The organism is Alloscardovia theropitheci (assembly GCF_004332295.1).
Classification (GTDB): Bacteria; Actinomycetota; Actinomycetes; order Actinomycetales; family Bifidobacteriaceae; genus Alloscardovia; species Alloscardovia theropitheci.
The window spans coordinates 91,983-117,424 of record NZ_RXLP01000021.1 but is presented as its reverse complement, the minus strand read 5'-3'; the positions used below and the strand labels follow the sequence as shown (position 1 = coordinate 117,424).

Here is a 25,442-nt window from a genome sequence, read left to right as displayed (position 1 = left end):
CACGCGATGTGCGTTAGATGAGTTGTTGCTGTGTTGCCCACATGACCAATCCACCAGCAGAAGCGACCACTGCTGCACCGATGAGAGCCATGATGACCATACCCCAACCGATACGCTGTGCCATGTTAGAGCTGCCGAGTTTACCCATAATCACACCGACCGTGCCCAGGATCACCATGATGACCAGCACGTAGATAGCAGCACCGCTAATACCCGAGGCAATCTTAATAAGCTGCTTCATAAACGGAAAATAATTGTAATCAGGCTTGACATCGGTTGGACCTTCAGCCAAAAAACGATAGATGAATGGTGTCATCGTTCTCTTACTCCTTACACCCCACTAAGGGGGTTGTTGTTACGTAACCAATAGAAAGGGAAACATCCTAAATGATGTTTCTACTAGTAATGACACCCTCATAAACATTCCATCGATATCGATGAAAAAAATAAAAGAGGGGTGTCTTCTGGTCACCATGACCAGAAGACACCCAATAGAAAAGGGGAGATAGACTTAGCTAGTTACCTTTTCCGCTAAATCTATTCATCATATTGTTCCACGCCTCGATGAGCCCATGTTTTGTTGTGTCGTCGAAGAAGTTGCCGGGTGTGTCCCAGAGGGTTTTGCCGGTGTGTTTGAGTCCTTCCCACAGGTTTTTCATGGCTTCGCCCATGTCACCTTTTGTGATGGCTTCTCCTGCTTTCTTGTAGGAGTCTTGAGCTTGACGCGACTCCTGAGTCGTAGACTCATGGGGGTCAGTGATTTTAAACTCCGCAGCCTTTCCTGCCACATTCGTGGTGGATACGGTGGATACATCCCATACTTTCATTTCATGACCGACCAGTTGTCCTAATCCGCTGATGAAGAAGCAGCCAATAATCACTGCGACAAGGATACGATCGCCGATGGCGTCATCGATTTTCGTGGCGGTGACTTTCGCGAACACGAATCGTGCTACGCCCGCTACGGTAGCAATAATCATGAGGATAATACAGATGGCTTGGATACCACCAATAAACTGCCCCAGTTCAGAGGGAACCCAGGAATAATCCGGTTTCAAATTCATAATCTTTTTCTCCTTAACATATGTGCTTGTGATAAGCGATTTTTAGTACCAGTGGTGCGAAAGCCAGAATGCTTTCGCGCTGCATGGTGTTTTATATCGGCCTTTGATATAGGTCAACCCCCACACGATCTGTGTGCCCGCGTTGTCTTTCCAATCAGACGCAACGGACGCCATTTTGCTGCCGGGAAGACTTTGGGGTATCCCGTACGCGTCTGATGTGGGGTTGTCGGCGTTCCATCGCCATCCGGACTCGTGATTCCATAACCATACGAGGCATCCGAATTCCCCAGAGTCGCTGTCGTCAGTGTTCCACCCGTAATGGGGCATGAGGCTTTTGGCGTACGCGCGCGCATCCGCGGGAGAAGCGTGTGTAAGGTTTTCTGGAACAATCGCCGACACAGCAGTCGTATCCCCACTGCCTGTCTCTTGAGTAGAGCAGCCTGTCATAGATGCAGCGGTAACCGCACTACCACCTGTAGGGTTAGTAGGGGTGGCGTTTTCTTGCCCGGTATACCGGTACACGTCGGTCAACCCACCGCTGATGGCTTTGCTGATACCGATTTCTTCATCACCGCCTGTGCCTTGATCGCCGGGACGCCCGTCCTCGATACCACTCGGGGTAGCATGGCGTGCTCCTCCGAACAAGCCTCCACCCAGATAGGTTTCGGTGTGGGTGGACGCGTTGACGATAATGTCACCGCGTTTGAGCTCTTGTGGTGCGTTTTTCCATTTGCCGCTCCATGTGAAATGCTCATATCCGCTGGACGTGAGCACTTGATACATGGAATGTGTGCTAAACGCCGTTTTCGCGGTTAACGCGTGACCGGCGCCTTGCGTAATCGAATAATAGACGAGGGATGAGCAGTCGTAATCGGGTGAACCGTTACGACGTGCCTGAGAATATCCGTGAGTGTTGTCTAATGCGACTTTTTCCACGAATTGGGCAGCTTTTTCTGCCACATCCGTGGGAGCTGTCTCTGATGGTTTATAGGTAGCAGGATTAATATCGGCTACAGCCGCCACACTAGTAGTCGACCCGGTAGAGTCTTGACACATGACACGCTTATTCAAAATCGTCGAGGTGAGCACAATCGGGGTCAAGGCTGCAGCGATAAGAAACACTACTATCCCGAGAATGATACTGAGGGTTGTTTTGTTCGAATTCACACTAATCTCCTTGTCCTTTTAGAGGGTTAATGGGTTGATAGACGTGATCACGCCTTCACTAATCTGGAGGCGGTAGGTGTTTGTATCAAGGAAACGCGTGTCCACTCTAGGATGCTGGAGTGGGGTGAAGGGATAGTCGAGGCTTGTGCCGTGTCCTGATCCCAGTAAGGACGGGTCAACAAGACGAAGAAGACTGATCATGATACGACGCGCAATATCAAGCTCATCAAGGCTTGCAGGACGTCGAGCGGGATCTGCCATCAGATACGCATCCACACGTGGTGTGGGAATCTCCAGAACGCATGCGCTCATGGACGATGCGGCGTGAGCAAGACGCAGCATCGTCTCCTGATTATCGGTCAGCTCGTGGGCAATAAGGGTACACAATAACGTGACCAAACTCACCACAGTATTCTCTGATGGGCGGGGAAGGGAACACTTTTTGCCCGACACGACAATCATGTCGTCACTGGTCGCACTGGTATGCCAGTCATGCGTATTCACAAGAGAGCGCAACCTGGTGGCAAGATACAGCATGTAGTGACGATACACAGACGGGTCAGGATTATCGTGAGCGTGAGTGCGAAGCCGTATCCCTGTATCCTCACCCGTAGGCGCGGTAAACGATTCCACCGGGAAAGACGTGGGTATCGCAACCCAGTCTTGAATACTGGCACCGTCAGTAGCATACTGAAGGGGAATAACCCCACCATCAGTGATATCCAGTGTTTGAACCATAGCTTTATACGGGTTCACCACACCCACCAATGGTGTCTTGACGGGAACAGTTAAGGCGTGGGTTTTTGACTCGACCTGAATCTCATAATTATGAGTCGGCATGGCCACAGGCGTAACACTCACGCGCACACGCGTCTTCGCTGACAAGCTCACCGTAAGCTGGTTGCCCTGGGATAACACAACAACCGGTATCCTATCCGTAGATGATTCAAGGCGGGTAATAAGCCGATACTCACCCTCACCATCAGTAATACCTACACTCGTGAAAGTGAGATCATCACTCGCTGCTGTGTCCTGGTCGATAACAAACTGTGGGCTCACCATATCAAGATCGTCGCGTGTGCGCTTAACCCTGACAATTCTCGGCACAATCACCGGCACGCTCAACGTGTTCTGTGGCAAACTGTAGCTTGCCGCTTGCATGGGTGAACACACTAAAAACGGGGGATGATCTAGTTTTTCTATAAGGGTGAGGATGGTGGGCGCATCATGCGCATACATAAACCTGGTCATACGGGTCAATGCCTGCCACTGCTCACTCATTGTCACTTGCTGATACAGATAGTCAGCATGAAATAAATACTCATCTAAACGTGTCATCATAAAACCTTGTATCCTTTCCTGGTTTAGAGTTGTCCTGGTAGATACGCGTCCCCCTGATCTTGGGGAACACTCCACGAGTTCCCACCACCACCTCCACCACTAGAGCCACCATTATTGTTGCGACGAGGCGTCGTACGTGGCGTAGACCGTGGTGTTGAGCGTGGGGTTGGCACAGAAGGGGAGTATTGCTGGTGGGCGGGTGCTTGAGCCTTACGGTCTGCTTCTTCTTGAGCTTTCCTCTCCGCATCAGCTTTCGCCTGGACACTGTGCGTTACAGCATTCATCGCATCGGATAAACGCGATTGCATCGCTGTCATATCCTTCACGGTTGGTTTTTTAGCGTGTACAGTTTTCTCAGATTCAGAGATGAGGGTGGCGAGCTTGTCGCGCGTCACATTATCCGCCACTGTGCCATTTGAGGAGGCTAAGAGGTTTTTCGCCTCACGAATAGTGGTCTCTAGAGTAGTTTTCGCGGTGAGGATTTTCTTGGACTCGACACTCGTTGTCACAGCATTGATGTGTGTTGTGATTTTCTTAGCTTGCGTACTCAAACGAGTAGCCTCACTGTCGTATACACGAGTGGATTCCCATGCGGTGTGTAAGCTGGTGGGCGACACGTCACATGATGGTGTCATCACACGTGGGGTGCGTGTGAGCACACCCTGAAGAACGGTGAGAGTTTGAGGGTTATCTACCATGTCATGGTGTGTAGAAGAGAGCACACGCATCCCATCCTCATACACACGCGCATACCGGTCATAAGCAGTCTTATACGCCTGCCACGAGGTGCGACACGAGGAGTGCACGTGACTCATATACACAGGAAGAGCAACCATTCCGCATAAGCCAAGAATAAGAACAGGAAGAAGAACAACCAACAGTTGCTTCACTGACGGCCTACGATGCGGATGACCAGTAGGTGAGGGCAGTGGCGCGTATACGAGTGGCAACGACACAGGATACATGCCCGGACTATCCACCGACGTGTGATCATCGTGACCAGAAGTGGTCTCACCCTCACCTGAAGAAACAATAGCGGTGGGGGCTGGTAGGTCATCAGCAAAAACAGGTGACCCATTCCCCATTGGATTATTCTCAGGTATACTCTCAGATTCGACTACAGGATGGATGCGCGGAGCAATCTGGGTAGTTTGCTCAGTGTCTACCACTGGTATATCAGTTGTATCAATGGGTGGTGTTTGTGGGAGTGGATCACTGTGGGTAAAGTAGTCGGAGAGTTCGTTGAAAGAATCCTCCTCCTCACCCGTATCTGGAGAGTCCACGACGACCTGTGAAGACGCTCCTGATGTGACATGGGGGATAGACGGTGCAGGCGTGACCTCTGGTGAGGTTACACTCTCAGTACGCCAATCGTCGCTCACTGTATCGCGGTGTTTCGTCTGGAGGAAACGAGTGAGAAGATGTAACCTACCAGTGGTGGGTGGGTTTTCCTCTGGTGGGGTGAGTCCCATGTCTTGACTGATCAGGTCACGCAGGGCTTGGGCTTGCAAAGCCTTCAATTCTTTACGCGTTAAAACCCGTGGAGGTGGTGTGCTTGCGCCCTGACTGGATACTTCTTCGGGCAGGGGCGTGCTTGCTGTCTCGGCTGGAGTGTGTGGTGTGGGGTGAGATCCATACATGTGTTACCCCTTGTCAAGTTCGTTTTTGCGCAGGTGGTCGGTGAAGTGGAGCAGGTAATGCAGAACTTCTTTCTCATCCTCACTGAGTTCGGACTCGTCTTCACGAGGGATGACAGGATTAGGGTGAGGGTTCAGATCTGGATAGGGTTCCTCATGAGGCATGAGAGAGTAGGAACGGTACGCGAACAAAAGATACAATGCCTTTTGCGTCGCCTCAATATCAGCATGCTGACTACGAAGCCATTCCACCTCATCAGGCAACAAATCACACACGCCCGACGCCCAGGCAGCACCTTTAATGAACCCGTCGAAACAGTTATGACGATCTGGTTTGACGAAACGGTATGACTCAATCATGGCGTGAGTCATAAAATCATTCATCCCCTCATGACGCAGTTCTTCATAATCATCGCGCACGGGAATACGATGGGTGAGATCATCCACGAAACGTTTAAGCTCCCAGGGCAGCATCGAGTAATACGCGTACGCGGGATTATCCTCATAACGCGGACGTAACAATAACGCTGCGTGGAGAGTGAAAACAAAAAAACTCACCGCGTTACACGCCATCATAATAATCATCGCCTGCGCATGATGAGCAACCAACGGGATAGCCACATCTAGGTTTGACACCAGTGCGATAGGTGTAACGCATTGCGCGATACCTGCTATCCACAACCCCGTATACGCCAGACGCCGCCGCATCGTCGAATGCGCGGCAAAACTGACATAATACGAAGCAAACAACAGCAAAGCAGACGCGAACGCTGCAATCGGTGTACACCACACCAATAACGTATACAAAGCTCCACTGGTCACAATACAACTCCTTGATTAGTCATGTCTTCTGCTGAATTTACTGGATTTCCTGTTTTCTGATAGTGCTTGAGTGCACTCAGCACGTATCGGGTAACTTGGTCAGGGGAAAGCACATCATTAGGTAAGAGGTCACGCGGAATCGTAACCTTGACAGATGGCATGTCCGGAAGTTTCTTCTCACTCGTATGTGTGAAGAGCCGGTTTAACGCCGCCTCGTTCAACGGGTAATAATCCATGCCATGCGTGGAAAGCTCGGCAACAAGCTCCCCGGTAAGTTTGACCTTGGGGTGGCTTCTCATATACTCACCGATGGTGGTGAGTTCTCGAGTAGTAAACGAGGTCATCGTGCGCGCTGTCGCCTCACTAATCCTTTTCACGTCCACCAGGTCTAAAATCACATCCGGCAGAGAACCTAGTGTGACTAGGCGGCGAATGGTTGCCTCACTCTTCGCATACTTAACAGCAAGTTTCTGCGCGGTGGTAATACCATCAACACCATGGCGGGCTCCTTGGTGTTTCAACGCATCGTAGCGTTGCTTCATACTCTTGGCCTGCTCCGAGATAAGCAGTTTAGGACGATTCAAGTTCGCGTCGACCATGATAATCGTGGCTTGATCATCATCCACATTAAGCACAATCACCGGCACCGTGGTCAGTCCCAACAAGTGAGCAGCATGAAAACGCCGATGTCCCGAGAGAATCTCGAAACGACCATCACCTGTTTTACGCACCAGAAGGGGAGTATGAATACCATCCCTTTCAATGGATGCGGTCAAAGACGCCATAGCCTCATCATCAACCACTTTAAACGGGTGATCTTTAAACGGAACAAGCGCCACCAGACTCATGTCTTGAACACGCTGCGCCCATTTCTCCGGCAGATTAGCGCGCGCCTTGTCCGAGAAAATACTCGTCTTCCCATCGCTCATTACGCTGCGTGTGGTGGGAGTAAACGGATCAAAACCCTGTCCCATACTCTTACTCCTCACCCTCAGCACGGCGAACACTCGACAATAATTCGGTCAGGACGTCTCCATACTCATACAATTTTCTAGGATTGGTCCCTACCGCGAGTTTTAACGCTTGACGCTTCCTAACCACCGCACTAAACCGAGGCAATTGTTGCTCATCTAACGCGCGAATCAGACTCTTAAACGCGTTCGTCGTCTCCTCAGCACGAGTGAGCAATATAAATTTGGGTGTTGTGTCAGGAATGTTACGCATGGTGATCCATGTTTGTTGATAATCCATCGACGTGTCACTCATCGGCACAATCACCACATCCGCGACGCTTAACGCGTGCAGCATCACATCACCTGCCGGAGGAGTATCAATAAACACCAGCTCATCCGCATCGGTTGGCTTCATGAGCGTAGATTTGTTTGCGGCTTGTACCTCGAACGGTAAATCCTGTCCAATCTCTATCGCCTTATCCGCCCACAACGACGCTGAGGCTTGAACATCCGCATCCCACACCCGCGTTTTTATTCCACGCAACGCGGCAGCAGACGCTAAAAACAATGCACTCGTGGTTTTACCCACCCCACCCTTCGCGTTAGCAATCGCAATCTTCATACCAAACTCCCTTCCATACACGCTCATCTGGTCACTGTGACCAGAAGTGGTCGTATGCATTTCATCGATATCGATGAAACACACAAACCGTGTTTTTCATAAACTTTTTATTGACCTAGTATCCGCCCCTGTTCTCCTTATCCTTAGAAAAATAAGGGGAGAACAGGGGGTTCTATTAAGTAATGACACCCTCCAAATCATTCCATCGATATCGATGACCCCCCCTCATCACGCGCACAACACGACACGCCGTACATATAGTAGTAACCCATCTTGTGAAGAGCTTTATATGGTGTTGTGGGGTGGAAAAGTGCGTCAAAAACGTTGCATAAATCCATCGATATTGATGAACTGTTTTTCTTCACGTCATTACTAGTAGAAGACAAAAATATCGACACATATCCGTGTATCGATATCGATACGACAAGTAAGGAAGGTGGTAAATCATGGTAGAGGTGATGGACGCGTGGACGCTCACCCACGAGATAAGCCTCAGGGATAGTGTGCGCGTATACAAGCGCGCGGCAAACGGGCGTATCCTCAACGACACACGCGACACTGCGTTAACACGCGTGCAACCGGGCACCCCGTGGGCACTCTATTTAGCCTACCAGGGCGCGTATCAGTATATCGTATTCGACCTCGACCACCACACAACAGACGAGGACAACAGTCAAACCCTCGTCGACAAGAACTTACAGGACATTACACGCCTCCTCGACGAAACACACATTGAGTATTTGGTGTGCCACTCCTCTGATAACGGGGGATACCATATCTGGATCGCCTGCAAGGACAACATAAACGCTACTCTCGTACGCCATCTCGCCCTACTTATGCACCACGCGTATGCCAGTGTTGACCCGACCCCGTTGACCAACCCGGCAACCGGGTGCGTACGCCCACCATACTCGCCCCACCACACCAGTGGCACAAGCACACCCATCAGCGGATCCATTCATACTCTTTTATACCCGTCAACAACAGAGTCTCAAATTGAAACCCTGTTGGAGAAAGTGCAAGAAAAAGCAGACACCATCACAACACCCGTAGAACAACCTACACTCAACGAGGGGAGTGTGCGTCTTGACGAGACAGGCATGCCATACCTACCAGGTACTCTACGCCCACTGTCACGCTACATCATGATGCTACTACGCACCCCCGTAACTGCACACACGGACACGTCCGCACGCCTATATCAAATAATCCTGGGCATGGTCAAAGCACACTGGACCTACACTCACACCCTCACCTATATCACAGAGCACCAGGAGACAGACAGTCTCATCCACGCGTTCACCCGCAAAAACACGGACGGAACACGAAGCACCCGCCCAACAACAGGTATAAACAGTATGAGGCTTGTCATAGCACGCATGTGGAAAAAAGCCGTCACCACCATCGCCACCAGTCACCGCTTATACGCGGGACATGACAGCGAGTTTACCTGCCGCTACCAGGACACCATCATGGCAATCGACCACCTGTATAACTGGAACATGAATCGTGACATCACCACCACAGGGCAAGCAACAGACCAACGCGTCATCAACACACTCAGCCTCTGGTGCCTAAAAGCTAACAGGCTCACCATCCAAGCAGACACCAGGCGCATCGCCCTAACCTGTGGAATAAGCCGCCAAGCCGCAGCCAACAGCCTCCACAGACTCATCGCCCAGCATATTATCGATCTAACCACGCCTGCCCACGGTCGTATAGCCCACACCTACACCATCATTAAAAACACTGCAAACACTAGCCTAGAGGGCAATACACGCTATAACCTTGACACAAGTAAATACGCCCCCACTACCGCTACTCTCGACACCATAAAAAACATCCTGCTCCACAACCTGACCACATGGCTTACCACCGCCGCACACGACGCGTGCACCAGCCACGGAATAGGAATAAAACCCGGCAATAAACTCGTCACCCACACCATGACCATGAGCCAGGACGACCGGTTAGAAATGCTGGACAATATCGCAGACAACCACCAGTGCGTAGGAACAGTCAGAACACGTGCTCACATATACGAGTTAGAACGTCTCTTATGGGCATGGTGGCACCAAGAAACCACACACTTAACCAAGAAACACCATGAGAAAACAGGACGCAAACACGCACGCTACGCGCACACCCTCACCGACCTCCTTGCTAGTCGATACCCACGAAAAGGTAACCAACCCGACTACACAGTCGCGCGAAGCATGCTGCTTAAACTGACCGCATAAAACACAAAAAATGAAGGGTAAAAGCATCCTTGCCCTTACCCTTACTTGTTCTACACTAATCAAGTGTACACTACATATGATGAGTACGCTGTAACTTCAACCGTTGACTCTCACTCACATACGTAGTATGCAATGCTTGAAGCTGAGTTTCGCTGACCACGTGGGAATGAAAACATGTCGTAATACACGTTTTCACCGTGTCCATCATCGGCTTGTTTTGGTATGTTTGCATTAACCGGACAAGACGAGACCATTCACGTGCTGAATAATACTTTTTATACGCCTCACCGATAGTGTCCAACCATGATTGAGTTTGATCAATAAGAGAATCAGAACGACTCACGGTCAACTCGTGGGCAAGCAACGCTACCAAATCATCATGCTCTCTACCATGAGAAGCTAAAGACTCCAACCGGGTAATCAGCACATCACCAGCACCTGGAATACTATCCAATGATGCAAACGACAGGGAACTATTACGACCCGTACCCATAGTTAATACATCGCGCTGAACCTCGTGAACAATATTGCGTGCAATGGTTAACACCCATGCTTGGAAATTAGTGCCCGTGGGTGAAAACCCACGACGAACCTCATCCATATCTTCAGGAGTAATAAGAGTCAACACACGGTTAAACACCATGGATAACAATGTTGAAGCATTCTCACCCGTAGTAGACTGCCACCTGTAGCAATGAGACAGCAAACCCATCTGCCACAAAGCACGCGAAACAAACTCTGTATCACTACTAGACAAACCAGTAGTATTCGTGTTAGTATTCATATCAGCCACGGTGACTCCCAAACCTTACTTCTTTTTACAGCAATAACAAATAGAATTAATGTTCTGGAAAGGCGTCGTGGCCTTTTCATACCTACCATTAATCCTATAAGCAGCATTTTCATTACCAGTTGCTTCCCATGAGATCTTCGAGTTCGTCCCACTCATCTTCATCCGTATCGGTAGCAGAATCGGACGCGCTAATAGAGCGCACGCTACCCGGATCGTGCAGAGCTTGAGACAACAAAGTCAAATTCTCTAGACACTCATCCACTCTCTGAATAAGTGTTTTCTTCTGTTCTAAGGACGCGTTAGTCAAAAACTCGCTACGACGCGACACCAGCAGAGCATAAGTCGAGGCAAGCTTCGTGAACGCAGCAGACATGTCAACAAACTTTTTCGCATCGTCTTTACTCACCTCGACACCCGTAGAGCCACCCGTGGCCAGAGAACGAGCCACACTCTCGACATCGGACACCATCATCTGTAATGTACGTGGCTGGTCGCGTACCTTCTCATCCCACATCACACCCACACGATGAGGAGAAGCCATTGCATAAAACGCGTCACGACTAACCACCTGCCAGCCCGCACCCTTATCCTGAACATCCATAAGCTCATTAGAACTCATCGATGTCACGTCAACATGGGATTGAGTATGCTCTGCCACATCAGTGGCCTCTGGTGTGGTATCCATGCTGATACCTGCTTGAGCGGCAGTCTCCGATGGAAGTGGAATAGTTGCAATAGAGTGGGTTTGGCGAGGTTTGCGCGCGGTTTCTAACTCTAACAATTGTTTTTGAGCAACATTCGCCGCATCGACTTCTAAACGGTGCGCTATCTCTTTGCGCCACATGTCCAAATGATACGACACTGTAGCCTGCTTACGGCCAATAAATACCCCCAAGTCAGAGACGGTAATAGGCGTATGAGCATCATCATTAAGCTGCAAACTACCTGCCGCCTCATACGGGTGCTTAACCCAATACTCCATGCTAGGTTCAAACACCACACACGCCACCACACTCTTCACCGGGTTATAAGTACCATGCTCATGGCGACGAGAGTGAAGCCACCCCTGTTCCGACAACAACCACTCCAACCCATCAGGAGTAAGCCCACACTCAGTCGCCACAACACCCATCGACGCGTGTGGATGCGCTAAAACATACTGACGTGCTTGTATAAACTTACGCGTGACCGCACGATGAAAATTATTATCCACATGATCCAACCCAAGGGTCGCATCCACCGTCTTAAACGGCACACCCGTAACAGCCTCCACCTGACGATACGACATATGCTTCACATCAATCAAAAACGAAAACTCAAGAAAATCACGAACTTTCGACCCCTCATCACGCTTCTCACTCCTATACTTACCATCAAACCCCAGAGATTTCGAAGGCGACTTCTGGTCATTTTTCTTATCGTGACCAGAAGTTGAGGACTGTGCAACTGACAAATTATTTGTCAGTTGCACAGCATTTTGCTTAATGTCATTATTGATTGTCTGATAAGAGACGTGCATGACGCTAGCGATGACGCGGTTGCTAAATCCACCTGTCGTCTTAAGTACGTTGGCTACTTGGCCGCGCACAGCGCGATTCTTGCCCAGCTTGTCGAGGCTGTATTCGGTTTGGACGTAATCTTGGATTGTGGTATAGCCAAGGATTTGCCACGCCTCACCAGATATAGCTTCGTTTAAGCTCATGCAGAATGCAGCCAAGTTATTATTTGCTGCCTCAACACTGTCCTCAAGGATAATAAGCAAGTCGCGCGTATGATTCGTCACCGTAGACGCCCAGCGCTGCTGCTCCTCAATCGTTAAACCGCGAATCTCATCACGCTTAACCGTATCCAAGGCGAAAGTAGACTCAGGAAGAGTAAACGACACGAGATCATTGCTAGAAGTCGAAACTGATGATACACTTGAAGTGTTCAATTTGGTTCCTTTCTTACTTGCTGTAAGAAAGAACACTAAGACTCCAACTTATGCTGAGGTTGGGGTCTTATTTTTTATCCAACCACCCAGTTCAGGGCAATCCAATAAAAAATAAAACTAGTGCTGAGGAAGAACACGAAAAAACCCGTGGACTCCTCCATAGAATCCACGGGTTACATGGTAGCGGGGCATGGATTTGAACCATGGACCTCTGGGTTATGAGCCCAGCGAGCTACCGAGCTGCTCCACCCCGCGTCGGCTTATCTTAAAGACAGCTTTATCAAGTTTACACATTTTCGAAAGTGTGTCAAGTGATAGCGGATTGTGCGGTGTGTTGCGTAGTGGGAGTGCGATAAATTTAGCGCGTAATTCCTAGTGATTTTCCTCTAATAGAGTTGCTGCTTCGTGGTCAATGGCGAATAAAGATCGGTATTGTGCAGGAGTTTGATGAAAGCGTTCATAAAATATTTTGTACAAGTAACTTACACTGTCGTATCCGATAAGCTCGGCAATTCGCTCAATGGAATAAGAGGTACGCGATAAATAATCCTGTGCTGCATCAAGGCGCGCATCTATAATCATCTTTCCTACTGTTGTGCCGATTTCCTTTTTAACTTTGCGCGATAGATAGCCAATGCTATAACCAAGTTCACTAGCAATATGAGGGATTGTTACATCTGTGAGATTGTGCTCAATAATTGTGTTTATACGAGTTTGTAAAGCAGGAATAGTTTGATGCTGATTCATGATGATGTTGTATGAATGAAACGCAGATAGTATGGCGCCAAGCACAGAAAAGTTGACATGATATGAGCATGCGCTATACGTAGTAATGATTCGGTCTAGTTGGTGAGCAAAAGAGGGCTCCTCGATGAGAAGACATTCGGTGGAATCGTGTAGAGGGGTGATTTCTTCGTAGATGTTTAAGCTTTTAATGGCTTCGAGGAACTCATTTTTTATAAGAAAATCAATTTCCAGAGGATAGTGTCCTTCGTTTTCAATTGGAGCAAGAGCGTGCGCGGTGTTGGGTGGTACGAGGATACAGTCTCCCTCTTCTAATACATAAGTATTATTTTCGGTGATTAATAACATTGATCCATCAGAAACATAAGTGAGTTCAAAATGATCGTGATAATGCAAGTGTGATACATGTTCGGGGCGATGTGTCAGGATAGCAAAATTTTCTGATGAATCAATATCTCCCACAACGCGTGTCAGGTTCTTAAAGGAAGCGTGTACGGCATTTTGCGCGCGTGTGCGTGAAATTCTAATATCATTGTCGCCGATATTTATGAAATCAACGTAGAGTTTGATGTCATCTATCTTTTGTGAATCGATTCGTTTGATATCAAGCGTAGGAAGTTGTGGAAGTGAACCGTCCTTGTATTTCATAACCCCAGTATAGGTCATAATAGAGCAGTTTTTGGTAACTAATACGCATAATATCCTTTCGTTTCAACAATTATTATGAAATTGTAATAACGAATCAAAGTGGATTTTAAGGAGTGCGTAATGAAACAGTCATTATCTGCACGTATAGGAATTCTTTCTATCGCAACGCTTAACCTTGCGTCGCTATTTATTTCTCCAATTATGGGGTTAATAGTTGCGGCTTTTAGCGGTAAAGAGCTTAATAGTATTCAACTCATTATCTCGATCTCAAATTTGACTGCGTTATTCGCTGCCATTGCTGTAGGTCGACTTGCTATGAATATTTCGACAAAGAGTATTGCTCTAGGTGGAGTAGGACTTATCGCTGTTTTCGGTCTTCTACCGTACCTCATTCATTTTGATGTATGGGTTTTAGTGGTCTTCGCTGGTCTTGTCGGTGTGGGTACGGGAACTTTGAGCAATATTCTCCCAGCTTTAATTGCGGAGAATTTCCCAGTAGAGCAGCGTCAAGGAATGTTGGGTCTGCAAACTGTATTTGCGAGCGTAGGTATGATGGTCTTTAGTCTTCTTGCGGGAAAGCTGGGAACATCATCATGGTTTAGCGCGTACTTAGTTTACGCTGCAGCAATTGTCGTATTTATTCTTGCTCTATTCACGCTTCCATCGCACAAGAATAATGAGAATAACCATCGAGCTAATACTCGTGAGGGCATTAAAGAAGTGCTCAATCCTACTGTTATTATTTTGGGAATTATAGGTTTCATGTTCATGCTGGTATGCAGTGCATACAACGTTAATTATTCGCTTATTATTCATCAAAATAATCTGGGTGGAAGCGATGTCTCAGGAATTATTTCCACTGTCGGCCAGATTGGTGGATTGCTTGCAGGTCTTGGAGTAGGAGCAATTGCGAAGAAGAGTCGTAATTATATGCTTATTATAACTTTCACCATGATTACAGTCGGCTTAACGATTGGTGCATTTGTTCCAGTGGTATGGGCACAGGCTGTTGCTTCGTTCCTTATTAATGCAGCAATGAGTTTCTACTTTGCATCGGCGCCATTTATGATGACTGTGCTTGTGCAACCAGTCTTTATCCCACTAGCTATGGCTGTACTAAATATCTTTAATTCTCTTGGCGGTTTTGTAAGCCCATATATTGTCAATGGAATCAATTCCTTCTTTGGCTCTCGTGCTACAGGTGCATTGGCAGTGTGTGCAGTATTAGCAGCAGTAACAGTTGCTGTTCTAATAATGACGAACTTCCAAAAGAAGGGATTTGAAAAGGCAATCGGGTTAACCAAGTAGCAAGACGTGGGCAGTAATGTATCTCCATTCGTTGCTGCCCTTACATCGTCCAATAATTTTTAGAAAAATAGTGTTACTTAAGCGTATTATTTGGTCTGTTTCACAGGAGATATCATGAAAAATCAGGAAATAAATATTCGAGATCCATTCATTATGACAAGTGCTGGAAAATATTATATGTATGGCACTCGTAGCGCATCCTGTTGGGGAGCTATGAATGGTTGGGACGTGTATATTAGTGATGATTTAGTCAATTGGTCGGAACCAATTTCTATCTTCGATAAATCAGACGATTTTTGGGCTGATCAAAACTATTGGGCTCCTGAATGCTATGAACGTAATGGGAAATTCTATCTTGTCAGTACTTTAGGATCATCTGATGGTAGGAAAAAAGGTGTGTATGCATTCGTTTCAGATCATCCAACAGGCCCGTTCTCTTATTTAGCGAAACTAACGCCTAATCATGAAGCATGTATTGATGGCACCATCTACGAAGAGGATGGACGTTTATATGTAGTTTATTCGCATACATTAGAAGATGTGCCAGAGGGTGATATGTGTGCTTGTGAAATTAAAGATGATTTTTCTGGAATAAAAGGCGAACCTTTTGTATTATTCCGAGCATGTGATGCGGCTTGGAATTCGTCGGTTCCTTTTGCAAAAGCCGAGTTTGGCATTGATGGGGATGCTTACTTTTCTGATGGCCCATTTTTGTATCGTTGCAATAATAATGAACTTATCATGTTGTGGTCGAGTTGGGGGTCGCAGGGGTATAGCGTTGGTGTGGCTCGTTCTGATAACGGCAGTATCACAGGAACTTGGTCACATGATAATGAAAGTGTGGTAGAAAATGGTGGCCATGGAATGGTCCTAAAGGATTATGAGGGCAATATTTTTTATGTTATGCATGCTCCGAATGATTTCTATCACGAGCATCCATTCTTTGCTCCTCTAACGGAAGTCGATGGAAAGTTAGATATTGCACTCGTTTGAGAGCAATGGCGAGTAAAGAAGTTTTGTCATCATTGAAAGAGGTTTGTTATGACAGCTCATGCATTTAATACAGGATGGAAAGTGCGTCCAAAGTCTAATCTTTTCAACGAGATGACAGGAATGGGCGGTTCGTATAAGGAGGTAAGACTTCCTCATGATGCAATGATTGAGTTGGATCGAGATCCGCATGCACCATCAGGTGCATCTAGCGGTTATTATCCTGACGTGATTGTGGAGTATAAAAAGGAATTTGATGTTCCTACTTCGTGGATAGATAAGTCCATTACTTTATTGTTTGAAGGCATCTATAGTCGTGCTCGCGTCTATGTGAATGGAGCTTTCGTAGCTAATCGTCCAAACGGATATTCAGAAATTCAAATCAACCTTAATCCGTATCTCAAGTATGGTGAGACGAATATCATCAAAGTATGTGCGATGGCGGGTGATGATTCGCGTTGGTATTCAGGCGCTGGAATCTACCGCCCTGCGACTTTATATGTTGATTCTCTAATTCATGCTATTCCAAACTCTGAGCGAATTACAACACGTGAACTTGATGAAGAGAGCGCGACGATTGAGTTTTGTGTCCGAGTAGAGAATAATTCACGTTCTTTCGAGCGCAAACGAGTTATGACAAAAATTTGTAACTCTGCTGGTGAAATAGTTGCTTCTCACTCTTCACCAATAACAATCGAAGGAAATGGTGAGATTGAAGTTCGTCAGAGATTATACGTGGATGATCCTCAATTATGGAGCGTGGAAAATCCGTCACTTTATAGTCTTGAATATCAGATAATAGAAATTGATGACACGGATGGAAATCGCCCTCTCAAGGATGCTGTGACTAAGGTAGCATTCGGCATTCGTACACTTTCGTTAAGTCCTCGGAAGGGCCTGCGCATCAACTCGCAGCCAATAAAACTTCGTGGTGCATGTGTTCATCATGATAATGGAATTTTGGGAGCGGCAACTTTTGGCAGAGCTGAGGAACGCCGTATTGAACAGCTCAAAGCAGCAGGGTTTAATGCGATACGAAGCTCTCATCAGCCGGCTAGCCGTGCCATGCTTGACGCATGCGATCGATTGGGAATGCTTGTAATGGATGAAGCATTTGATATGTGGACATCTACCAAAACCGAGCGTGATTATTCACTTGATATGCCACAGTGGTGGGAAAAAGATATCGAATCTATGATTGCGAAAGATTACAATCACCCAAGTGTTATCTTGTACTCCATTGGCAATGAGTTGGCAGAGAGTGGAAATAATTTCGGGGCTATATGGGGACGTAAAATCGCGCAAAAAGTGCGTTCGTTAGATTCTTCTCGGTATGTTATGAGTGCTGTAAATACGATGGTTTCGGTCTTGGCAAATCCAGAAGAGGATGAAGCTGAGACAGGCAAAGGTATTAATGGCAATATGGCAGCTCTTGATGGAATGCTGGGTGACATTGCTACATCTGAGTCTACGTCCGTGATGACTGAAGAAGGATTCGACTATATGGATGTGGCCGGATTCAATTATGCACAAGGACGTTATGAATTAGACAGAACGCGTTTCCCGCAACGAGTCATCGTAGGATCTGAGACTTACCCATCGCAGATAGATGATTTATGGGAAAAGGTTGAGAATTATAGTCATGTGATTGGAGACTTTACCTGGACTGGATATGATTATCTGGGCGAAGCAGGAGTAGGGCGCGTTAGCTATCCTGATGATACTGTACCGCGTTACGGAATTGTTTCAGGATTCCCCTGGCGATATGCATGGGTAGGAGATTTAGATATCACCGGTATGCGCCGTCCGATGTCTTTCTATCGAGAAATCATTTTTGGTTTGAGAAACGAACCATACATAGCTGTGATTTCTCCTGAACATTATGGCGTTGAGGGGCATAGAAGTCCGTGGAGCTGGAGCGATAGTATTAGTTCGTGGACATGGTCCGGGTATGAAGGTAGGAAAATTCAAGTTGAGGTTTACTCAGATGCCCCGGAAGTTGAACTTATGCTGAACGGAGTTTCGCTTGGGAAGAAGAGCACCGGAGATACTAAGAAATGTCTTGCGCTATTTGATATTGAATATAAACCAGGTTTGCTGGAAGCATATGCCATTCGAAATGGGAATCGAGCTGAACGGTATGAACTTCGTAGTGCAGGGAAGGTTTCGAGTATTCGGATAGTGGCAGATCGTATTCATCTGTCTCACAAGGATGATGAATTAAGTTTCGTATCTATTGAATTATGTGATGATAATGGAACTGTTATCACTGATAATGACTGCGAAGTATCGGTAACAGTTAGCGGTGCAGGGTGCTTACAAGCTCTCGGCAGCGCGAATCCGGCAATTGACGAACGATTTGATGTAGGAATGTGTCGAACATTTCGGGGCAGGGCGCTCGCAGTTGTCAGGCCGGATAGTGTCGAAAGTGGAATAGTTACAGTTACTGTTGCTAGCGCAGGTCTGCTGCCTGCTGCTGTTGAGCTAGAAGTAGTTATGGAATAAAGTATCTATCTTATATCTCAAAGATGCGGTTCTGTTTGTTTATATACTTGAAATAGGCAGGACCGATATCTTTGTTAAGGGTAAGACTTCAAACTGATTTCATCCTATGGACGTAAAAGAACAGCAAAAACCACATGTTGAGACTCAATGTTCCATGCGAACGTTGTTATCTCTCAGTGATTTTAATATTTCTTTCTCTAATGCACCCTTATATGTGTGAACGCTAGTTTTTTCTACGAATAAGGACTATACTTGATTCAGGAATACTTTCTGATTCGTTGAAGAATTATACAGATATCTGTAAGAGAAATTATTGCTCAGGCGTTGTATGGGGTTGTGCAGGTTAATCATACACAAAGCAACCAGAGTAGCAGACTCTCCGAATCAACTATCGAAAGCATAACTAAAAACGATGAAGAGGGTATGTGGGTCATGCGAGGAAGGATGACTTATGGGCAAGACTTATGTCGGCATTGATGTCGGCACAACGAAGATAGACGGCGTTCTAGTGGATGCGCGAGGCAATGTGTATTGCTCTCGCTCTATACCCACACGCGCTGGTGCGGACTGCGTGATTGAAGATATCGTATCGGTCGTGAGATTTCTCATCGCGAGAAGTCAAAACTCGGACATCGACCTTATCGGCGTAGGCATTCCTGGGCAAGTAGATTCACGTCGGGGAATTATTCGAGATGTAGTGAATTTGAATATAACTGAGCTCGAATTAGAGAAACAATTACGTTCTCAATTAAATCTCGATATTCATGTCGAAAACGATGTGAATGCTGCAGCTATGGGAGCAACCATAGTGTCGGAGAGCACGGTTCCAGAAGACCAAACTATTGCTTTTATGAATTTCGGTAGTGGTCTTTCCGCTGGGGTCATTCGTAATGGTCGGATATTACATGGATCAACAGGTAGTTTGGGAGAAATCGGACATATACCGGTCGACCCTAACCGCTTCCTGTGCGCATGCGGACAAAGAGGATGCTTGGAAACTGTTGCATCGGGTGGAGCAATTGCCAGACTGTGGCAAACGGACAATCCCGCAACGATGCAAAACCTTATCTATGCTGCTCAATGCGGCGAAAAGGATGCGCGTGAGATCTTAACCATGGTTATCCACGCAATGGTTGATGCAATCCAGATAACTGCACAAGCATACGATCCTGCCAAAATTCTTATTGGAGGAGGTCTTGCGAAGGCTGGGCAACCTTTGCGCAGACTAATCGTAGCTGAGCTGAGCAGACGCGCAACGTCGAGTCATTTCCTGACGACGTTAGACATTCCTTCAAGGTTAACTCTCATTTCCCCGGATGTTCCGGTCGGAGCAATTGGGGCAGGAATTGCGGCGATATTAGCGAAGTAGTGTGCATAAATTGTTAGAATTAATAGCTGTTATCTCGGCGGTAGCAAGATGCTACCGCCGAGATAACACTGAAAATCTATAACTTAAATCTGAACGTCAATGAGCTCACTATTTGCTAAATAGTAAATCGGTCTCGACCCATGAGTGATGATGTACCCCTGCTCGACGAGAGGCTCAAGAATGGACATCAACTTTCGTGATCCAATTTCCATATGCTCTTGTAACTCTTTACGTGTAAAACCAGTGAAGTACTCATTGAAAAGCTGCTCCTGCATCAAGAGAGACAAGATGGTCTCGCTATCAAGGCTAAGGTCAAGATTTAGGAAACGTAATTCTATATCTGCAAGAACAGCGACCTTTTCACGTAGAATCGTAATGATGTTTTCCTGTGCTGTTGCAATGAATTCTCCTATTTTAAGACAGAAAGAAGTCGCATCTTGACAATTAAGGATATGCTCTGTCTCATCGAAAACTTTGGCATATTGTCCTTTTGCATCAGATATCACTGTGCTTAACGATAATGCGGTAGTGATAGAGAATTTCTTGCTCATATGTAGAGCAAGCAAATAGCGACCTGTACGACCGTTTCCATCGTAAAAAGGATGAATATATTCAAAGATATAATGGCTCATCGCGATATGAATGATAGGTGGGATATCCTCTTGGTGAATCAGTGAAAGCCATTGCGTAAGTTTCGCCTGAATCTGAGTTTCAGGCGAAATTCCTGAATGCACTTTTTTGCCTGAACCGTTGAAGATGTGCACAGGTTGCGCTCTGAAAAGCTCGCCATCTGGTAAATCGGTAGTGGAAATTTCGCCACTCGTCACACTATCGTAAATCTCACGGATTTCTTCCAATGAATGGGGAAGCTCGATTCCCGCGCTCGAAAGGTTGAGAAGGAGATGCGCAAATTCGCTTAAACGGGTGTGAGTATTATCATTTTGTGCTGCATTTATGGCATTGCTAATCTCTTGACGAGTACTATGTACGCCTTCGATTTCATTGGATGATTTGAGTTCGTTACCTACAAGGTCGCGAATATAGGATGTCTTAGCTGCTTCTTGTAGTATGTTCCATAATTTGTTTATTTCAGAATCGTTTTTTGATAGTCTCACATCTAATGCTTGCAGTTCCTTTGTGCCAATAGCAAAAACTTCGAAATCGCCCAAAGTTACTCCGCTAGCAAATGATGCGTAACCATTAAAACGTGAGTCGTATTCCTTTTTCGCTTGATCTGCTGGTGGCAATGATGATGCGTTCATAGCAAGTGTCTGACGAATAGTTCTATATGACATCATTGCTCCTTTATGCGATTATTGGGGGACGAATAGTGATAGAAAGTATAGCCTAAAGTTACATTTTGGTCAAAAAAGCACTTTATGCGACAAAAATACCTCAAAAAATGAATGCTATTATGCTTTTTACCTCTAAAAAGCATAATAGCATTCCAAAAATGAGTATATATTCATCTCAAAGATGTCATTTAGGTTGAAATGTATATTTAGACGAATCGACTTGGGGGTGGTTTCTCACAAGAAAACGTGAGAAACCACCCCCAAGAAGTTGTCAAATGTACTGTTAATCTCCCTACTTCACGGCACCGCGCATAACACCGGATACAACCCAACGTTGAGCGAAGATGTAAACGATAAGCACTGGAGCCATCGCCATCAAATATGAGGCAAATGCTACAGGATAATTCATCGTAAACTGCGAGGAGAAGACGTACTGTGACAGCTGCAAAGTTGCGTTTGATTGATCGGTCAAGATAATCAATGGGAGCATGAAATCATTCCACACCCACAGTACTGTCATGACGGCGATTGTTGCATTAATTGGTCCCATGAGAGGGAAAATAATGCGCCAAAATACTCGCCATGTAGACGCTCCATCGATGCGCGCTGCCTCCTCAAGCGATTCTGGGATAGAACGAATGAAACCGATTCCGATAAACAAATTCGTTCCAAGACCAAGGACGACATACAAGATAATCAAGCCAAGTTGATTATCTAAATGGAGCCAACCGATTTCTTGCGCCAATGGCAACATGATGACAGTAAATGGTACGAACATTGCCGCTACAAAGAAGTAATACATGAAGCGGAAGAATGGTTTATCTATATTGCGCGCCACAGCATATGCGACAAATGTGTTCGACAAAAGAGTCAAAATAGTTGCGCACACAGTAATAATTAGCGTATTCCATACGGCTCGTGGATAATTTACCAAGTCCCATGCTTTCGCATAATTATCCCAATTCCAAATTTGTGGAAGCTCTAATCCGCCAATAGTTGCATTGGTCTTTAAAGAGGATACGAATGCGAAATACAGTGGAACAAGCACTGTAAGGGACAATACGGCGGTAAGAACGGTCAGTGGCCAGCTCACGCGATTTTGCTTGGAAAGGCGGAGTTTTTGACCATTTGAGGATGCGTTAAGAGAGTTGCGTCCTTGGCGACCCATTGCTCCCATAGGGCTACGAGGATTACTTTCCATCGTCTGTGAAGAATCTTTTGAAGAATTTTGTGTATTGCTCATCAGATCTGCTCCCTATTCGAGAAGAACTTTAGCTGAATGAAACCAATGATTGCCAGCAAGATGAAGTACACGACTGCGTTTGCTGTCTGATAAGCGTATTCGCCACCCGTCATACCATTGGCATAAATCAAATAAGATACGGTTTCGGTTGCCTCTGAAGGCCCGCCACCCGTTAATGCCACAATCTGATCGAAGGCGCCAAGCGCACCCTTGAGTGAGAGAACTGCATTAATGGTGACAAATGGTCCAAGCAGAGGGAAAGTAATTCTCCAGAATCCTTGCCACGCGTTTGCACCATCGATTTCTGCTGCCTCATAGACTTCCTGATCAATGGTCTGCAAGCCCGCTAAATACAGCAAAGTATTGTATGCTACAGACTGCCATACGGAAACGAAAACGATAGGAATCCATGCGAGCTGTGCATTCGTGAGCATAGACTCGCTGAGCCAATCAATTCCCAAAGCTTGGCCTAATGCTGGCAATGGGTTCATGAAGATATAGCGGAAGACGTAACCGATAATCAAAATAGCCAGAGTATAAGGGATGAAGAAGATTGCTCTAAAGCCGCCCTTAAATGCGATACGTGAATTAAGCAAAACCGCCAGGAACATTGCAATCAGATTAACCAAAATTGCGATGATAACTGCAATAAAAATGGTAAAACCATATGCATGCCATACGCGTTCATCTTGGAACAATGCCAAATAATTACTGAGCCCAATCCACCTAAATGAGCCAAATCCTTGGGAATTCGTAAATGAATACATAATTCCTTGGATAAATGGCACATAGAGGAAGAATGCGAAAATAATTGCTGCTGGAACGGTCATCCAGTAGTATGCGCGATCAACCTTTCGACGAGGCTGAGAAAGCTTCGCTTTGTGTGCAAAATTGTGTGCATCATTACGTGATGCATGTGATGTCTGTGATGTTGTTGCCATGCTCATACCTCCTTAATCAAAAGTTCGTGCTTGTACTTTGTCGTATGAATTTTGCATGTTGGAAATGAATTGATCGACATTTCCTGTCGTAACAAGTCCTTGCAAATATCCAGCAAGATCAACTGATGATGGAATTTGATGATCCGAGAAGTCAACGATGCGGTTTGATCGGAAGAACGGTAGAACTGACTTAATAGGGTCAGCTCCTGCTTCAGTTTCCCTCAAAGGTGTAAAAGCGTAATTATCCTTCGCATACTGCATCACGTTTTCTTCTTCGAGAAGGAACTCGATGAACTGTCGAGCTTCCTTCTCGTGATGGGTTGTAGCACTCATCGTCAAAACGACATCATCGCCCGCGGTGAGCTTTTGAGCATCGGCATCGTTTGATGCAGGCATGTTGGCAAAAGTAAGTTTGATATCTGGGTTAACTGAGGTAACTTGCGGTATAGCGTACGTTCCAAGAGGCAACATAGCAGCTTTACCGTTTGCAAAGTCCTGAGTAGCCTGCTGATAGGTAATGCCTTTATTCTTCTGGGCATACTTATACAGCTCTACCTCTTTATGTGCCACATCTGTCCATAACTTCGCAAAACTAGTTTCCCCCGTTTTGAGCTTGGTGTATTCGCTCAGTGGTACAAGGGTGCCTGTTAATGATCCCAGAGGTGCTTGCAACGTCCATGTATCAGCCCATGATGCTTCTACTGGCGTGATGCCAGCATCTTGGATTTGCTTTAATGCTGAAATAAAATCATCCCACGTCTGTGGTGGATTATCAGGATCAAGCCCTGCTTGAGTCCACAAATCGCGGTTAATAATGTAACCGGATGCATTTCCTGCATACGGCAAAGCGTAAAGCTTCTTCTCGGATTGCTTGGACGTCTGCACAAGGTCACGAGCTATTTGGAGCATTCCAGAATTAAGTTTTTCAGTAATCGGATCGCCCTCCCAATTATGGTAGACGCCCGTAGCTGCAAACATTCCGTAGCTAATATCGCCATTAAGAGTAATGACGTCAGGCACGTGTCCTTTGACTAAGCGAGTGCGCATGTCCGTTTGCGCATTTGCTGTGTTATTGACATTAATACGAATATTTGGGTGAAGCTTTTCGAATTCACGCGCCTTTTGCGTGAACCACGAAGCCGCTTCTGACTTAAATTGGAAGAAATCAAGGGTAACAACGTTTGAATTTGTGCTACCACATGCACTTAGAGCTGCCGCTGACAATGCAACCGTTGCCACAGTAGCAGTAAATCGTGTAGTGATTTTTTTCAATCTAAGGAGATTCATGTGTATCATAATCACTCCTTCGTTGACGAAAACGTAACCGTTTTCATCCCTCCTACAATTGCTGACTATACTCTTAATTGCTCATTTGTGATAGTTGATTATTGTGGTGTTTCATGAAGGAAAGTGATAAAATAATAAAGTGATGTTTAATGATGAATATCACGCGAAATGGCGATAAGATATCGTATAAAGAAAGGATTCAACAATGTTGTTGGCTAAAAAAATGACTTATTGTTATTGATAATAATTTGTTTAATTATTACAAAATTATTTCCTACAAAATCTTACGCAGCTCAGGGAAAAACTATCAACGGCGAACTAGCCCATAAGGATGATGAATATGTTTTCATCGCAGAGGATTATCGATTTATGCTCAATGAGCGTGATACACGTACGTCATTAAGCGAGGAGGAATTATCTTTGAAGCAACAATTCCTGAGATTGTTATTTCTAAGAATCAGTACTATATGCGCGAAATAAAGCAGATAGAAAAGTGCAGTGTAGCAAATTCTAAAGGAGACAAAATGCGTAAACTAATCA

At 46.1% G+C, this 25,442-nt stretch carries 20 protein-coding genes and 1 tRNA gene; 5 read left to right on the top strand and 16 right to left on the bottom strand.

The window, feature by feature from the left end; all coding sequences use genetic code 11:
• Nucleotides 1-13 precede the first annotated feature (13 nt).
• The 8 genes from EJ419_RS05520 to EJ419_RS05485 all read right to left on the bottom strand — a co-directional run bounded on the left by EJ419_RS05520 (nt 14) and on the right by EJ419_RS05485 (nt 7,606).
• The gene (locus EJ419_RS05520; RefSeq protein ID WP_165496248.1) at nt 14-316 is read right to left on the bottom strand and encodes a hypothetical protein; all 303 of its coding nucleotides are present in this window, start codon (nt 314-316) and stop codon (nt 14-16) included.
• Between the two features lie 199 nt (nt 317-515).
• A complete protein-coding gene (locus tag EJ419_RS05515) occupies nt 516-1,064 on the bottom strand; it encodes a hypothetical protein (RefSeq protein WP_205668832.1) in 549 nt (182 codons plus the stop codon).
• Between the two features lie 42 nt (nt 1,065-1,106).
• Entirely contained in the window at nt 1,107-2,231 is a 1,125-nt protein-coding gene (locus EJ419_RS05510; RefSeq protein ID WP_240680348.1) for an aggregation-promoting factor C-terminal-like domain-containing protein, read from the bottom strand.
• Between the two features lie 18 nt (nt 2,232-2,249).
• Nucleotides 2,250-3,572, bottom strand: a complete 1,323-nt coding sequence (locus tag EJ419_RS05505) for a hypothetical protein (protein ID WP_131284441.1) — start codon at nt 3,570-3,572, stop codon at nt 2,250-2,252.
• Nucleotides 3,573-3,595: 23 nt separating this feature from the next.
• On the bottom strand, nt 3,596-5,212 hold the full coding sequence (locus tag EJ419_RS05500; RefSeq protein ID WP_131284439.1) for a hypothetical protein: 1,617 nt from the start codon (nt 5,210-5,212) through the stop codon (nt 3,596-3,598).
• Nucleotides 5,213-5,215: 3 nt separating this feature from the next.
• Entirely contained in the window at nt 5,216-6,031 is an 816-nt protein-coding gene (locus EJ419_RS05495) for a hypothetical protein (RefSeq protein WP_131284437.1), read from the bottom strand.
• Complete coding sequence (locus EJ419_RS05490) at nt 6,028-7,005, bottom strand: ParB/RepB/Spo0J family partition protein (protein WP_131284435.1); 978 nt, start codon at nt 7,003-7,005, stop codon at nt 6,028-6,030. Before EJ419_RS05490 ends, EJ419_RS05495 begins: the two co-directional genes overlap by 4 nt.
• Nucleotides 7,006-7,009: 4 nt before the next feature.
• Nucleotides 7,010-7,606: a ParA family protein gene (locus tag EJ419_RS05485; protein WP_131284433.1), complete on the bottom strand. Its 597-nt coding sequence runs from the start codon at nt 7,604-7,606 to the stop codon at nt 7,010-7,012.
• A 446-nt stretch (nt 7,607-8,052) separates the two neighbouring features.
• Between EJ419_RS05485 and EJ419_RS05480 the strand changes: the two genes are divergently transcribed.
• Nucleotides 8,053-9,846: a hypothetical protein gene (locus EJ419_RS05480; protein WP_131284431.1), complete on the top strand. Its 1,794-nt coding sequence runs from the start codon at nt 8,053-8,055 to the stop codon at nt 9,844-9,846.
• A 70-nt stretch (nt 9,847-9,916) separates the two neighbouring features.
• Here EJ419_RS05480 and EJ419_RS05475 read toward each other — a convergent pair whose 3' ends face one another.
• The 4 genes from EJ419_RS05475 to EJ419_RS05460 all read right to left on the bottom strand — a co-directional run bounded on the left by EJ419_RS05475 (nt 9,917) and on the right by EJ419_RS05460 (nt 13,964).
• A complete protein-coding gene (locus EJ419_RS05475; RefSeq protein WP_131284429.1) occupies nt 9,917-10,639 on the bottom strand; it encodes a hypothetical protein in 723 nt (240 codons plus the stop codon).
• Between the two features lie 112 nt (nt 10,640-10,751).
• Nucleotides 10,752-12,572 (bottom strand): hypothetical protein, encoded by a 1,821-nt coding sequence (locus EJ419_RS08395; RefSeq protein WP_205668831.1) that lies wholly within the window; start codon nt 12,570-12,572, stop codon nt 10,752-10,754.
• Nucleotides 12,573-12,750: 178 nt separating this feature from the next.
• A tRNA-Met gene (locus EJ419_RS05465) sits at nt 12,751-12,827 on the bottom strand.
• A gap of 117 nt (nt 12,828-12,944) precedes the next feature.
• Nucleotides 12,945-13,964 carry a helix-turn-helix transcriptional regulator gene (locus EJ419_RS05460; protein WP_205668830.1) on the bottom strand — a complete coding sequence of 340 codons (1,020 nt, stop codon included), beginning with the start codon at nt 13,962-13,964 and terminating at the stop codon, nt 12,945-12,947.
• 120 nt (nt 13,965-14,084) lie between these two features.
• On the opposite strand from EJ419_RS05460, the gene EJ419_RS05455 reads away from it, so the two are divergent.
• The 4 genes from EJ419_RS05455 (at nt 14,085) to EJ419_RS05440 (ending at nt 20,136) form a co-directional block, all read left to right on the top strand.
• Entirely contained in the window at nt 14,085-15,272 is a 1,188-nt protein-coding gene (locus EJ419_RS05455) for an MFS transporter (RefSeq protein WP_131284425.1), read from the top strand.
• Nucleotides 15,273-15,386: 114 nt separating this feature from the next.
• Entirely contained in the window at nt 15,387-16,265 is an 879-nt protein-coding gene (locus EJ419_RS05450) for a glycoside hydrolase family 43 protein (RefSeq protein ID WP_131284423.1), read from the top strand.
• Between the two features lie 48 nt (nt 16,266-16,313).
• Nucleotides 16,314-18,767, top strand: a complete 2,454-nt coding sequence (locus EJ419_RS05445; protein WP_131284421.1) for a glycoside hydrolase family 2 protein — start codon at nt 16,314-16,316, stop codon at nt 18,765-18,767.
• Nucleotides 18,768-19,218: 451 nt separating this feature from the next.
• Nucleotides 19,219-20,136, top strand: a complete 918-nt coding sequence (locus EJ419_RS05440) for an ROK family protein (RefSeq protein WP_131284419.1) — start codon at nt 19,219-19,221, stop codon at nt 20,134-20,136.
• 83 nt (nt 20,137-20,219) lie between these two features.
• On the opposite strand, the gene EJ419_RS05435 is transcribed toward EJ419_RS05440, so the two are convergent.
• From EJ419_RS05435 to EJ419_RS05420, 4 genes are all read right to left on the bottom strand, one after another.
• Nucleotides 20,220-21,431 carry a Fic family protein gene (locus EJ419_RS05435; protein ID WP_165496246.1) on the bottom strand — a complete coding sequence of 404 codons (1,212 nt, stop codon included), beginning with the start codon at nt 21,429-21,431 and terminating at the stop codon, nt 20,220-20,222.
• 292 nt (nt 21,432-21,723) lie between these two features.
• The gene (locus tag EJ419_RS05430; protein WP_131284415.1) at nt 21,724-22,674 is read right to left on the bottom strand and encodes a carbohydrate ABC transporter permease; all 951 of its coding nucleotides are present in this window, start codon (nt 22,672-22,674) and stop codon (nt 21,724-21,726) included.
• The gene (locus EJ419_RS05425; protein WP_131284413.1) at nt 22,674-23,621 is read right to left on the bottom strand and encodes a carbohydrate ABC transporter permease; all 948 of its coding nucleotides are present in this window, start codon (nt 23,619-23,621) and stop codon (nt 22,674-22,676) included. Before EJ419_RS05425 ends, EJ419_RS05430 begins: the two co-directional genes overlap by 1 nt.
• Nucleotides 23,622-23,627: 6 nt before the next feature.
• Nucleotides 23,628-24,911, bottom strand: a complete 1,284-nt coding sequence (locus tag EJ419_RS05420) for an ABC transporter substrate-binding protein (RefSeq protein ID WP_205668829.1) — start codon at nt 24,909-24,911, stop codon at nt 23,628-23,630.
• Nucleotides 24,912-25,442 lie beyond the last annotated feature (531 nt).

Coding starts and splice junctions, on each gene's coding strand:
- EJ419_RS05445 (WP_131284421.1), top strand. CDS start 16,314: ATGACAGCTCATGCATTTAATACAGGATGGAAAGTGCGTCCAAAGTCT.
- EJ419_RS05425 (WP_131284413.1), bottom strand. CDS start 23,621: ATGAGCATGGCAACAACATCACAGACATCACATGCATCACGTAATGAT.
- EJ419_RS05520 (WP_165496248.1), bottom strand. CDS start 316: ATGACACCATTCATCTATCGTTTTTTGGCTGAAGGTCCAACCGATGTC.
- EJ419_RS05505 (WP_131284441.1), bottom strand. CDS start 3,572: ATGATGACACGTTTAGATGAGTATTTATTTCATGCTGACTATCTGTAT.
- EJ419_RS05460 (WP_205668830.1), bottom strand. CDS start 13,964: ATGAAATACAAGGACGGTTCACTTCCACAACTTCCTACGCTTGATATC.
- EJ419_RS05430 (WP_131284415.1), bottom strand. CDS start 22,674: ATGAGCAATACACAAAATTCTTCAAAAGATTCTTCACAGACGATGGAA.
- EJ419_RS05500 (WP_131284439.1), bottom strand. CDS start 5,212: ATGTATGGATCTCACCCCACACCACACACTCCAGCCGAGACAGCAAGC.
- EJ419_RS05480 (WP_131284431.1), top strand. CDS start 8,053: ATGGTAGAGGTGATGGACGCGTGGACGCTCACCCACGAGATAAGCCTC.
- EJ419_RS05450 (WP_131284423.1), top strand. CDS start 15,387: ATGAAAAATCAGGAAATAAATATTCGAGATCCATTCATTATGACAAGT.
- EJ419_RS05485 (WP_131284433.1), bottom strand. CDS start 7,606: ATGAAGATTGCGATTGCTAACGCGAAGGGTGGGGTGGGTAAAACCACG.
- EJ419_RS05455 (WP_131284425.1), top strand. CDS start 14,085: ATGAAACAGTCATTATCTGCACGTATAGGAATTCTTTCTATCGCAACG.
- EJ419_RS05440 (WP_131284419.1), top strand. CDS start 19,219: ATGGGCAAGACTTATGTCGGCATTGATGTCGGCACAACGAAGATAGAC.
- EJ419_RS05490 (WP_131284435.1), bottom strand. CDS start 7,005: ATGGGACAGGGTTTTGATCCGTTTACTCCCACCACACGCAGCGTAATG.
- EJ419_RS05420 (WP_205668829.1), bottom strand. CDS start 24,911: ATGATACACATGAATCTCCTTAGATTGAAAAAAATCACTACACGATTT.
- EJ419_RS05515 (WP_205668832.1), bottom strand. CDS start 1,064: ATGAATTTGAAACCGGATTATTCCTGGGTTCCCTCTGAACTGGGGCAG.
- EJ419_RS05435 (WP_165496246.1), bottom strand. CDS start 21,431: ATGTCATATAGAACTATTCGTCAGACACTTGCTATGAACGCATCATCA.